This window comes from Rhizobium hidalgonense, from assembly GCF_005862185.2.
In the GTDB taxonomy this organism is placed as follows: domain Bacteria; phylum Pseudomonadota; class Alphaproteobacteria; order Rhizobiales; family Rhizobiaceae; genus Rhizobium; species Rhizobium hidalgonense.
Genome location: NZ_CP054027.1, coordinates 2552501 through 2565504 on the forward strand (window position 1 = coordinate 2552501; position 13004 = coordinate 2565504).

The 13004-nt window shown below is 59.8% G+C and carries 9 protein-coding genes; 6 read left to right on the forward strand and 3 right to left on the reverse strand.

Annotation, left to right across the window (positions count from 1 at the left end; translation table 11 throughout):
- Positions 1–9: 9 nt before the first annotated feature.
- On the reverse strand, positions 10–1260 hold the full coding sequence (gene ilvA / locus FFM81_RS12275) for a threonine ammonia-lyase (protein ID WP_003573680.1): 1251 nt from the start codon (positions 1258–1260) through the stop codon (positions 10–12).
- Between the two features lie 193 nt (positions 1261–1453).
- Between ilvA and FFM81_RS12280 the strand changes: the two genes are divergently transcribed.
- Positions 1454–1810, forward strand: a complete 357-nt coding sequence (locus tag FFM81_RS12280; protein ID WP_003573682.1) for a VanZ family protein — start codon at positions 1454–1456, stop codon at positions 1808–1810.
- A gap of 468 nt (positions 1811–2278) precedes the next feature.
- Here the strand turns inward: FFM81_RS12280 and FFM81_RS12285 are convergent, their stop codons facing one another.
- On the reverse strand, positions 2279–2497 hold the full coding sequence (locus tag FFM81_RS12285) for a hypothetical protein (RefSeq protein ID WP_003573687.1): 219 nt from the start codon (positions 2495–2497) through the stop codon (positions 2279–2281).
- A gap of 26 nt (positions 2498–2523) precedes the next feature.
- Positions 2524–4431, reverse strand: a complete 1908-nt coding sequence (locus FFM81_RS12290) for a hypothetical protein (protein ID WP_138384364.1) — start codon at positions 4429–4431, stop codon at positions 2524–2526.
- Positions 4432–5371: 940 nt separating this feature from the next.
- On the opposite strand from FFM81_RS12290, the gene FFM81_RS12295 reads away from it, so the two are divergent.
- From FFM81_RS12295 to FFM81_RS12315, 5 genes are all read left to right on the forward strand, one after another.
- Positions 5372–6148 (forward strand): competence/damage-inducible protein A, encoded by a 777-nt coding sequence (locus FFM81_RS12295; RefSeq protein ID WP_138384365.1) that lies wholly within the window; start codon positions 5372–5374, stop codon positions 6146–6148.
- A gap of 108 nt (positions 6149–6256) precedes the next feature.
- Positions 6257–7099: a universal stress protein gene (locus FFM81_RS12300; protein WP_138384366.1), complete on the forward strand. Its 843-nt coding sequence runs from the start codon at positions 6257–6259 to the stop codon at positions 7097–7099.
- Between the two features lie 218 nt (positions 7100–7317).
- Positions 7318–7812: a xanthine phosphoribosyltransferase gene (gene gpt / locus FFM81_RS12305; RefSeq protein ID WP_003573696.1), complete on the forward strand. Its 495-nt coding sequence runs from the start codon at positions 7318–7320 to the stop codon at positions 7810–7812.
- A 189-nt stretch (positions 7813–8001) separates the two neighbouring features.
- The gene (locus tag FFM81_RS12310) at positions 8002–8589 is read left to right on the forward strand and encodes a hypothetical protein (protein WP_025415959.1); all 588 of its coding nucleotides are present in this window, start codon (positions 8002–8004) and stop codon (positions 8587–8589) included.
- A 591-nt stretch (positions 8590–9180) separates the two neighbouring features.
- Positions 9181–12996: a vitamin B12-dependent ribonucleotide reductase gene (locus FFM81_RS12315; protein WP_138384367.1), complete on the forward strand. Its 3816-nt coding sequence runs from the start codon at positions 9181–9183 to the stop codon at positions 12994–12996.
- Positions 12997–13004 lie beyond the last annotated feature (8 nt).

Here is a 13004-nt window from a genome sequence, read left to right on the forward strand (position 1 = left end):
ATCGCCAAGTCAAATGATCAGATTGGCGAGGATCTCGTTTTCGGTGATATCCTCGTAACCCATGCCGGCGGCTTCGAAATTTCCGATCAGCCGGGCGAAATTCTCCGGCGCCTTGGTTTCGATGCCGATCAGGATCGAGCCGAAATTGCGGGCCGATTTCTTCAGATATTCGAAGCGGGCGATATCGTCATCGGGGCCGAGGAGATTGAGGAAATCCCGGAGTGCGCCGGGACGTTGGGCGAGCCGCAGGATGAAGTATTTCTTCAGCCCTGCGTAACGCATGGCTCTTTCCTTGACGTCAGGCAGGCGCTCGAAATCAAAATTGCCGCCGGAGACGACGGCGACGATGGTCTTGCCGCGGATTGCTTCGGCGTCCATCGCGGCGATCGCCGTCAGCGACAGCGCGCCGGCCGGCTCCAGCACGACACCCTCGACGTTCAGCATCTCCTGGATGGTGACGCAGATGGCGTTCTCCGGCATCAGTTGCACTTGGCTTGCCGGAAAATCGCGAAGGGCGGCGAAATTCAGATCGCCGATGCGGGCGACGGCAGCGCCGTCGACGAAGTTGTCGACCTTGGCAAGCGTTGTCACCCTGCCCGCTTCGATGCTGCGCCTGAGACTCGGCGCCCCGGCGGGTTCGGTAAAGACGAAGGCCGATTTCGGCACGGTGCCGTCGAGATAGCCGGTGATGCCGGCGGCAAGCCCGCCGCCACCGACCGGCAGGACGACCATGTCGGGCACCGTTCCCTCAGGCAACTGCTGCATGATCTCGGCGGCGACGGTCGCCTGGCCCTCGATGATATCGGCATGGTCGAAAGGCGGCACCATGACGCCGCCGATTGCCTCGACATGGTCGCGTGCGGCCTGGTAGCACTGGTCGAAGAAATCGCCGAACAGCCGGATGGTAATGAATTCGGCGCCGAACATGCGGGTCTTGTCGATCTTCTGCTGTGGCGTCGTCACCGGCATGAAGACAACGCCCGGCACGCCGAAATGACGACAGACGAAGGCAAAGCCCTGGGCGTGATTGCCGGCCGAGGCGCAGACGAAGGTCTTGGCCGAAGCCCCCTGCCCGATCGCCTTGCGGAAGAAATTGAAGGCGCCGCGGATCTTGTAGGAGCGCACCGGCGACAGATCCTCGCGCTTCAGCCAGATATCGGCCCCGTAACGCGCCGAGAGATGATCATTGAGCTGCAGCGGTGTTGCCGGAAAAAGGCTGCGCATTGCCTCTTCGGCGCTTTCGACATCAAGTCTCGTCACGGGCGTGATCCATTCTCACAATTGTAGCTGCCGCTATGGCACGGACCGGCCGGCAAAAGAAAGGCCGCTTCGGTCGTTTACGGTTCGGCCCAGGCTCTGTCTGCGAAAGCTTTTCTTAAGCCAACGGCGAAATTGGCGGCACATGAACTGATTTTAACTGTCAAAGAAACGGCGAGCCATTAAATATGAAGCCATGATCATGTTCAAATTCGCAAGACCGCTCGCCTGGCTGCTGCTCGCCATCATCATCTTCGTCACGGTCTCGCCGATCGGGCTGAGGCCGGAAACGGTGACGACGGTCGATACCGACCGCGCTACCGCCTATATTCTTGTCGGCCTCGCCTTTGCGCTCGCTTATCCGAAACAGTGGAAATTGGTGGCCGTGCTGCTGATCGCTGGCTCCGTCGCCATCGAGTATCTGCAGTACCTCTCGCCGACACGCCATCCGCGCCTGCACGATGCCGGCATCAAGGCCATGGGCGCCGCCATCGGACTGCTGGCCGGCTGGGTGATCAACAGATGGCGCGAGACGCTGATGATCTCAGGTTAGAAACCGCGAAACTCCACGGCCCAGAAGAACAGCGGTATTGCAGCCGTCGCGGCTCCAAAAACAAGCGCGACACTGGTCTTGAAGATCCGGATGCGCCGGACCCTGGCCCCAGTCCAATCGTAAACCATCGTCTCTTACTCCCACAAGACAACACTTACTCAACCGCCGCGGCGCAATCCTTGCACCGAAAATGCCTTTGTCAAGCAATAACACGCTTATATCCACAATATCTATGCGTATTCCAACGGTATTATGAAGGCATGTGGGCAATCGGCAACATGACGGGGCCGATAGATTATCACTGAGATCCGCTACACTTGATCGGCACCGGGAACGACTATGATCCTCTCAGTAGAGCACCGGCATGATGCTCGGCGGCGAGCAGGTCAATGCCCCGCTCGCCGTCTCGCGCGATTCCTGAGAATAGAATCCAGAACGCAAAGGCGCTATGGCGCCAATCATTCACGCCTAGCCGTCGTAATGGCCGGAGAACGCCGCTTCCGCCGACTTGACCGTGACAGCCACGTTCACGCCCTTCGTCACCGTCGCGCCGGTGTCGCGAAGATCGGTTACGACTTTCAGGCCGCCCGCCTTGGGGACCGGGAGCGGCAGTACAGTGCCGGCGTCCAGATCAGCGACCCAGAGCCCGTCTCGACCCTCAATACTAATAACAACAACTGTAGCCATGTTTTGCCCTCTCTAACGATTGATGTTTAAAATCCAGCTTTCTTCAGGCCTTCGCGATAAAGATCCTTATGCCATTGCTCTTTACTTGGAACTGCGGACAACCACTTGTCCACATCGAAGTCCGGATTGCCTTCACGAAACCTTCGTACGAAGATCCGCGCCTTGTCGGGATGGCCCAACATGGCCCAACTTGCGGCGGACAACCTATCCGCTAAATGAGGATCGGCCATCTGCCCGATATAGTCCAGCGAAGCTTCGAATTCGCCGAGGGCATAGTTTGCTCCCGCAGCGGTCCAGAAATAGGTGTCGGGACCGAGCGGGTTCAGCTCGATTGCCCGCTCGATCTTTCGCAAGGCCATGGCGGGGAGCGAACAATGAACCAACGTGTCTGCGTAGTCGGCGATGACGTCGGCGTAGTGCGGCGCAAGGCTTTCCGCTACTTCCATTGCTTCGGCGCTTTCATCGAACGCGCCCTGCAACAGTTTGGCGACACCGAGCTCGCGATAGCCATCGGCGAAGTCCGCACGCATACCGGTCGCCTGCTTTGCGAATGTCTCCGCCAATTGCAAAAGATCGATATCACCGCGCGCCGTCAGCAACCATTCCTTGGAGTAGGTCCGCGCCATCGAACTCATCGCCGGTGCGAAATCCGGGCTCACGCTGAGCGCAGCTTTCATTTCCTTGCGGACGCGCCGCAGGTTCGGAAGCGTCAGCCGCGCCAGGTGCCGCCTGCCGACAAGATATCTGTGATAGGCGACCGGGTTCAGGTCTTCGCGCAGCGCCTCATGGCGCTCGATTTCGCTGGATACGGAGAGAGCGATCTGCCGGGCAACAACTCTTCTGTCTCTGGCGAGATCCATACGATCGAGGCTGAACCTTTCCGCCCAAACAATCTGGTTCTGATCGAAAAAGATCAGTTGGGCGAACAGCATCACTTCGTCATCCGAACTGCTGATCCGGGTGTCGAGGATGTAGTTGACGCGATGCCGCTCGAAGAAGGCCTTCTGCGTCTCCACCTGGTGGCCGATTTGAACCGCCGAATACGGGGCTATGACCTCCAGGCTGTTGAAGACGCAAAATCCGATGGTGATATCCTCTACCAAAGACGCAGCTAAAAAACCGGCTTGCGGCCGAGCGGATTGATTTTTGGGGGGAAGCAGCACCAGGCGGGGAATGGCAATGCGGATATCTTCAGGCTCAAGTTTTGCCTTTGACGGCACCGATGACGGACGCAGGGATTTCGCGTCGCCACCATCGGCTCCGGTGCGCGCGGCGATGCCCCCGGACGTCAAACTGCGCCGCTGTTCAAAATAGCTCCGAAGGGATTCGACTTCCTCTTCCGCATTGAAGATCCGTATGAGCAGTTGCAGCGTTTCCGTATCCTTCGGCTCGGTGCGAAACAGGATAACCGCGGCCTTCCTCAGCAGCTCGGCGTCCTTCCGCGACTGGGCCAATGGGTAGGCAGTTCTCAATGTATTTCCGAGCAGCTCGATATGGTAATTTTCACGTTCGGCGAGCCAACGCTGGAAGTGACGACTATGGCTGTGAACCGGCCCGAGAAAAGGCTGGTTCATCAGCGCCACCAGCTGTCTCAGCCGGGAGAACGGCTCAACCTCCTCCGCCTCGGCCAGCAGAATGTCGGAAGACAGAGTTGGGTCGAGTGTGAGCACGTTGCCCTGAGATGATAGGGTATTTACCCCGAGATCGACTTGACGGGCCTTAATTCTCGAAATCACTTTCCGCAAAGTCGAAAGTGCAACGTCCCTGTCGGCTTCGCCCCATAGGAAGCGAGCCAAGGTCGTTCGATCGGCCGAACCTTGATCGGTTGTAAATAAATAGGCGAGAAGCAGCAGGCCTTTCTCGGGAAACGCGACAGCGTTCCCCTCCTCGTCGACGAGCTGCAGCCTCCCGAAGGTCTTCAGAACAAAAGCCATTTTGCCCTATAAGTCACCACATGTCTCGGCGCTCACGCTGAAAAGTGAAGCGCACGTATAACAACAGTAAAAATTGCAAACTCTACCCTCGCCAGCACTTTGTCCCAATGTCCGGCGAAATTCAACAAGCTTGTGTCGCAGGGGTTGCATTAGGTTTTCTACGCCGCCTCGCAGCGTCAATTTGAAAACTTGCTGACGCGCAGTTGCTTGCCAAAGCTTTGATCAGCACCTGGGTTCGTCGCTTACTCCCGAATTCAGCTGGACACTCGAAGCGACCAGGTGGCGGAGGACTCCAGACTTTGAAACGGAATCGTACATCACCACTGAATATCGGTTGAGAATGCCGCGTCTCTTTGTTAGCAGGGAGAACCACGCGGACGTGGTGGAATCGGTAGACACAAGGGACTTAAAGCAAAATTGAGTGCACTGGCGGAAACGCCTGATGTAGAACTGCTCAAAGTCGGGGAAACCTGTCAGATGGCAATCCCGAGCCAAGCCCTGCAAGGGGAAGGTGTAGAGACTAGACGGGCAGCACCTAAGGCAGGCGCTAAGGTGAAGGTATAGTCCAGACCACAAACGCCGGAAGGCGGCGGCGAAAGCCGTAGCGGTAAGAAAATCCCTCGGCCTAGGCTATGCGGGTTCGACCCCCGCCGTCCGCACCAGCCTTCGCTCTGTGAGCTTAGGCTCGGCGAGCCTAAGACAGCAGCCAAGCGAAGGCTGTCGCGCCGTAGTTCCGTCGGCAACGAAGTCGGGCCGGTACAATGCTCCGGTTAGCTGCACCACTATTGGAATTGCTTAAGATCGCAGCTATCGCATCGGCCTGTTCCAAGAGCACGATGCCATCCGAAAACCGCCTACACTTTTCGGCATCATGCTCGCATGTTTGCAAAGCGGCCGAAGGGCGCTACCTATTCACCAGCCTCACTTTACGGAACATCCCATGAGCCATGCCACCGTCGTCACCGCCGCCATGCTCGCCATTGGCGACGAACTTCTTTCCGGCCGCACCAAGGATAGGAATATCGGCCATCTCGCCGACCTGCTCACTCTTTCCGGCATCGACCTCAAGGAGGTGCGCATCGTCGCCGACGAAGAGGAGGCGATCGTCGAGGCGCTGAATGCGCTTCGCGCTCGATATGATTATGTCTTCACCTCGGGTGGCATCGGGCCGACGCATGACGATATCACCGCCGATGCCATCGCCAAGGCGTTCGGGGTGCCCTGCGAACATGACGAAACGGCGATGACGCTGCTTGCCGATATGTACCGGCGCCGCGAGATGGAATTCACCGAGGCGCGCCAGCGCATGGCCCGCATGCCGCGCGGTGCCACCCATATAGCCAATCCGGTTTCGACGGCGCCGGGCTTCATCATCGGCAACGTCTATGTGATGGCCGGCGTGCCACAGGTTTTCCAGGCGATGGTCGACAATGTGTTGCCGACGCTTCGAACAGGAACGCCGGTGCTCTCGCTCGCCATCGCCTGCCCCTACGGCGAAGGCGAGATCGGCACGCCGCTGACCGCGATCCAGAAAGCCCATCCGGACACCAGCATCGGTTCCTACCCCCGCTATATCGGCCAGAAATTCTCGACCGAGATCGTCGTGCGCGGTCGCTTGCAGGCGGCGATCGATGCGGCCGGCGCCGAGGTGCATGCAATGATCGAGGCCATCCGCCAGAGGAAGGACATCGCCGAAAACCATTCCGCCGAGGCTTGAGGAGAATGCCGGAACCGGGGACCAGGCTTGATCCCCGTCAAGGAACGGAGGAGCGGTCCGGTGCATTCCTTCCCTCCCGCACGCCATTTCAGCGCAAGGAGAATTGATATGTCTTACAAAACCATTCTCGCCATTCTCGATACAGCAGACAATAGCGCCGCCGTTGCCGATTTCGCCTTTGCCATTGCCGCCGAAAGCGGCGCCTATGTGATCGGCCTGCATGCCGAAACCATCTCCACCGTGCCGCTGGTAGCGCCGATGGAAATTCCCGATCCCGTCGCCGTGCAGGCGCTGCAGGATATGGCGCATAGCGAAACGGTCGCGGTGGAACGGATCTTTCGCGCCAAGGCGCAAGCGTCGGGCGGCTCCTCCGAGTGGCGCAGCTTTACCACCTCAACCGGCTATGGCTCTGCACCGCTGATCGAAAGCGCGCGCAGCGCCGATCTGTTGATCGCATCGCAGGCCGACCCGGCCAAACGCTCCGACAGCCATGTCGACGTCGACAACTTCCTTTTCGAAACCGGCCGGCCGGTGATGGTCATCCCGTATACCATCCGCCAGCCTAAGCCGATCAGGCGCGTACTGATTGCCTGGAACGGCTCGAAGGAGGCGGCGCGCGCGACCTTCGACGCGCTGCCGATCCTGAAAGCGGCCGAGGAGGTGGAGATCTTTTCGGTCGATCCGGCCGACACGGCGCTGCAATCGCCGCTGACGGCAGGTGCCGAGATTGCCGCGACGCTCACCCGCCATGGCGTGAAGACGACGCTTGCGACAGCCAGAAGCGTGGATAAAAACACTTCGCATATCATCGAGAACCGGCTTTCCGACGACAGCATCGATCTTCTCGTCATGGGCGCCTATACGCATTCCTGGCTCTGGCAGATGATTTTCGGCGGTACGACCAAGACCCTGCTGCAATCGATGACGGCGCTGACGCTGCTGTCGCGCTGACGTTGCCGCGATCATCGGCGCTCTTGCCTTTTGCCGGCAACTTCCGTTAATTGCGGCGACCGATGACAGCTTCGAGCCTCGGCCACAGCTCGCGCAGTTGCAGCTCGCGATCTCGCGCAGTTGCAGCTCGCGCGATTTGCGTTTTGCCAATTGCCACCTCGAGCGCGTCCGGTCGCCGGCAAACGGCGTGTTGTTTTTTCATGCCGCGGAGCAGCCCGATGTCCCTTCCCGATAAAGCCTTTCCCGTTTCCTGGGATCAGTTCCACCGCGATGCGCGCGCCCTTGCCTGGCGGCTTGCCGGCCTGGACCAGACGTTCAAGGCGATCGTCTGCATCACCCGCGGCGGCCTTGTCCCGGCCGCGATTATCTCGCGCGAACTCAACATCCGGCTGATCGAGACCGTCTGCGTCGCCTCCTATCATGACTATGTGAACCAGGGCGACATGACGCTGCTCAAGGGAATAGCGCCCGAGCTTGCCGAAAACGGCGGCGAAGGCGTGCTGGTCGTCGACGATCTGACCGATACCGGCAAGACCGCCGTCCAAGTTCGCACCATGCTGCCGAGGGCGCATTTCGCCTGCGTCTATGCCAAGCCGCAGGGTGTGCCGACGATCGATACCTTCATCACCGAGGTGAGCCAGGATACCTGGATCTACTTCCCGTGGGATATGGGCTTCACCTATCAGGAGCCGATCGCCAAGGGCCCGCGCTGATCGCCGATCCAGCTGCGGTGATCATATTTACCACTTGAAATTGTTCCAAATTTCGTCGGCCGGGGTTCCCGAATCCGCTTTGACGGGTTCGGGATCTGATTTATTTTAGCGCCATGGACCCGGCAGCATGAGAAGCGTGTCAGGTTGCGCCTAAAACGTGCAACGAACGATGCAGTGCAAGGAAGTAAAATGGCGCGGTGGGGGCATATTGCGGTTATGACCACCGGGCTGGCGGCGTGTCTGCTTGCGCTCCACCCCGCCCGCGCCGAGCCTGCTTATATTCCCCTCGTGCGCGATTATGTCGAGCAACGGGTGCGGCCGATGGTGGAGACGCCACTGGTGCTGAAAGCCATTGCCGAGCAGAATGCGGAATTCGGCGATGTCAGCGAGAAGGATATGCGGGTACTCGACAAGACCTACCGGTCGGAGATCGATCACCACCATCTGCACATGGTCAAGCTACTGCTCGACAAATCCGTGTCGCATTATCTGAAAATCAGGCAGGACGCCTCACAGGGTGCGATCGTCGAATTTTTCGTGACCGACATTCACGGGCTCAACGTGGGGCAAAGCGTCATCACTGCCGATTACTGGCAGGGCGACGAGGAGAAATACCTCAGGACCTTCGCCAGCGGCTCCCCGGACATCTTCATCGACCGGGCGGAACGCAACGAATCCACCCAGATGCTTGAGACACAGGCGAGCTTCGTCGTCATGGACGACGAGGCCAGGCCGATTGGCGTTGCCACCGTCACCATCGCCATCGATGCTCTCTAAACCGCCCCTGTTTTCTCAGCGAATCGCCATGCGCATTTGCGCCGGAAATGCCATCACAAGATTTGCCGCAGGGCGCTTTTTTGCCGTTCCAGCATTTTCCTTAGCCGGCGACGCCCGCAAGCCATTGTAATTTCAGGGCTCCCCGGCTTTCCCCAATCTCCACAGGCGCATCCACAAGATGTTGTGGTTAGCAATCAATTAAGATCCAGCCCTTGACGGAATCACCTGTTTCAAACTTTATTGTTACTGATGTTGCGGCGGCGACAGGACCGGAGGTAACGAGCCCGGTTTCCTTTTGAAAAATTGGACGCGGAATCAGGGTGATGGACCGGAAACGGTTTCAGGCCTGACAGGATCTCTGCGCGATTTTCAGCCTCCAAAAAAAGTGACGTCGGGACTGGCGATAATAAGCTGTTAATACTATATTTAGTGTTTGCAGCCACCATCACCACAAGATACAGGAAGAGCATCTCCGGATGACACCCCTGTGACAATACGGAAACGAGACTGGCTGCACGACGACAATGTGCCGCCGGATAGGAATTTTGCGCCCCGGTCGCGGGGACTGGGCGCCAACACGAGGTCAAGACCATGCGCATCGAACGTCGTTTCACGAAGGCCGGCCAAGGCGCCTATGCGGATATCGAATTCCGCAAGGCGACGAGCGAGATCAAGAACCCCGACGGTTCGATCGTTTTCCGCCTCGAGAATATCGACGTTCCCGCGCAGTTCTCCCAGGTCGCGACCGACGTTCTGGCGCAAAAGTATTTCCGCAAGGCCGGCGTCCCCACCCGGCTGAAGAAGGTCGAGGAAAACGACGTTCCTTCCTTCCTGTGGCGCTCCGTTCCCGACGATGCGGCGCTGAAGACCCTGTCCAAGGACGAGCAGACCGGCTCCGAAATCGATGCGCGCCAGGTCTTCGACCGCCTTGCCGGCACCTGGGCCTATTGGGGCTGGAAGGGTGGCTATTTCTCTTCGGAAGAAGATGCCTCGGCCTTCAAGGACGAGCTTGCCTATATGCTCGCCACCCAGCGCGTCGCCCCGAACTCGCCGCAATGGTTCAACACCGGCCTGCACTGGGCCTACGGCATTGACGGCCCCGGCCAGGGCCATTTCTATGTCGATCCCTTCACCGGCAAGCTGACCAAGTCGAAGTCGGCCTACGAACACCCGCAGCCGCATGCCTGCTTCATCCAGTCGGTCGAGGACGATCTCGTCAACGAAGGCGGCATCATGGATCTCTGGGTGCGTGAGGCGCGCCTGTTCAAATACGGCTCCGGCACCGGCTCCAACTTCTCGATGCTGCGCGGCGAAGGCGAAAAGCTTTCCGGCGGCGGCCGTTCTTCCGGCCTGATGAGCTTCCTGAAGATCGGCGACCGCGCTGCCGGCGCCATCAAATCGGGCGGCACGACGCGCCGCGCCGCCAAGATGGTGGTCGTCGATATCGACCATCCCGATATCGAGGAATACATCAACTGGAAGGTCAAGGAAGAGCAGAAGGTCGCGGCCCTCGTCACCGGCTCGAAGATCGTCGCCAGGCACCTGAAGGCAATCATGAAGGCCTGCTTCAACTGCGAAGGCGGCGACAACGGCGATTGCTACGACCCGACCAAGAACCCTGCCCTGAAGCGCGAAATCCGCGCTGCCAAGAAGGATCAGGTTCCGGAAAACTACGTCCAGCGCGTCATCCAGTTCGCCCGCCAGGGCTACAAGGATCTCCAATTCAAGACCTACGACACGGATTGGGATTCGGAAGCCTACCTCACGGTCTCCGGCCAGAACTCCAACAACTCCGTCTCGATCAAGGACGACTTCCTGCGCGCCGTCGAGAATGACGGCGAATGGAACCTGACCGCCCGCAAGGACGGCCGGGTGATGAAGACGCTGAAGGCGCGCGATCTCTGGGAAACGATTTCCTACGCCGCCTGGGCCTCTGCCGATCCCGGCATCCACTTCAACACGACGATGAACGACTGGCACACTTCGCCGGCCGGCGGCCCGATCCGCGGCTCGAACCCGTGCTCGGAATACATGTTCCTCGACGACACCGCCTGCAATCTTGCCTCGCTGAACCTCCTGCAGTTCAAGGACAAGGCCACCAAGCGCATCAACATCGCCGATTACGAACATGCAGTGCGCCTGTGGACCGTCGTGCTCGAAGTCTCGGTGATGATGGCGCAGTTCCCGTCGAAGCGCATTGCCGAACTCTCCTACGAATACCGCACGCTCGGCCTCGGCTACGCCAATATCGGCGGCCTGCTGATGTCGTCGGGCATTCCCTACGACTCCGCTGAGGCCCGCGCCATTGCCGGTTCGCTGACGGCGATCATGACCGGCATCTGCTATGCGACCTCGGCCGAAATGGCTGCCGAACTCGGGCCCTTCCCGAACTTTGCGCCGAACCGCGAGAGCATGCTCAAGGTCATCCGCAACCATCGCCGCGCCGCTCACGGAGAAACGTCAGGCTATGAGGCCCTGTCGATCAACCCGGTCGCGCTGATCCATTCGGAAAACCCGGACCAGGATCTCGTCGCCCACGCCAAATCGGCCTGGGACAAGGCGCTCGCGCTTGGCGAACAGCATGGCTACCGCAATGCCCAGGTCTCGGTCATCGCGCCCACCGGCACGATCGGTCTCGTCATGGACTGCGACACGACAGGCATCGAGCCCGACTTCGCCCTCGTCAAGTTCAAGAAGCTCGCCGGCGGCGGCTACTTCAAGATCATCAACCGCGCCGTGCCGGACGCGCTGCGCACGCTCGGCTATTCGGAAAGCCAGATTGCCGAGATCGAGGCCTATGCCGTCGGCCACGGCAACCTGAACCAGGCGCCGGCGATCAACCCGTCGACGCTGAAGGCCAAGGGCCTGACCGATGAGAAGGTGGAAGCCGTCAATGCCGCGCTGAAAAGCGCCTTCGACATCAAATTCGTCTTCAACCAGTGGACGCTCGGCGCCGACTTCCTGAAGGACACGCTGAAGGTTTCCGACGAACAGCTCGCCGACATGAGCTTCAGCCTGCTCGACCATATGGGCTTCTCGAAGAAGGACATCGAAGCGGCCAACATCCATGTCTGCGGTGCGATGACGCTGGAAGGCGCGCCCTTCCTGAAGGCCGAGCATCTGCCGGTCTTCGATTGCGCCAATCCCTGCGGCAAGATCGGCAAGCGCTACCTCTCCGTCGAAAGCCATATCCGCATGATGGCGGCTGCCCAGCCGTTCATCTCCGGCGCAATTTCCAAGACGATCAACATGCCGAACGAGGCGACCGTCGAGGATTGCAAGAACGCCTACCTGCTCTCCTGGAAGCTCGGACTCAAGGCCAACGCGCTCTATCGCGACGGCTCCAAGCTGTCGCAGCCGCTCAACGCCTCGCTGATCGAGGATGAGAACGACGAGGATGCGCTGGAGGAACTGCTGCAGGCGCCGGTCGCCGCCCAGGCCGTCACCATCACCGAGAAGATCATCGAGCGGGTGATCGAACGGGTTTCGCGTGAACGCGAGAAGCTGCCGAACCGCCGCCAGGGCTACACCCAGAAGGCTGCCGTCGGCGGGCACAAGGTCTATCTCAGAACCGGCGAATTCGGCGATGGTCGCCTCGGCGAGATCTTCATCGACATGCACAAGGAAGGTGCTGCCTTCCGTGCGATGATGAACAACTTCGCCATCGCCATCTCGCTCGGCCTGCAATATGGCGTGCCGCTCGAGGAATATGTCGAGGCCTTCACCTTCACCAAGTTCGAGCCGGCCGGCATGGTCATCGGCAATGATGCCATCAAGAATGCCACCTCGATCCTCGACTATGTCTTCCGCGAGCTTGCCGTCTCCTATCTCGGCCGTCACGACCTCGCGCATGTCGATACGTCGGACTTCTCGAACACGGCACTCGGCAAGGGCATCCAGGAAGGCAAGACCAACCTTCTCTCCACCGGCTGGACCCGCGGCTACAAGCCGACGCTGGTTTCCGGCACCGGCGGCGAGCGCCAGGCGGGCGAACCTAAGGGTGCTGCCACCGCAGCCCCTGCCCGTGCCGCTTCCAGCGGCACCGTGACCGCCTTTGCAGGTGCCGCGGCCCGCAAGCTGGAACCGACGGTTGCCATCTCCACCTCCGAAATCGTTGCCTTCAAGCGCGATTACGAAGAGCGCGCCAAGGAATTGGCCGAAGAGATCGCCGAAGAGGTGACCGAGGAAATCACCAGCGACGCCACCGCTCTCTTCTCCGACAAGGCGGCAGCCGACGCGGCAACGGCGAAATCCGAGGCCAAAAAGCGCGAAGCCGAACGCCGCCAGCGCTCGATCATGCAGGGGTACACGGGCAACATGTGCTCGGAGTGCCAGAACTTCACGATGGTGCGGAACGGCACCTGCGAGAAGTGCGACACGTGCGGTGCGACGAGCGGGTGCAGCTGATTATTCTT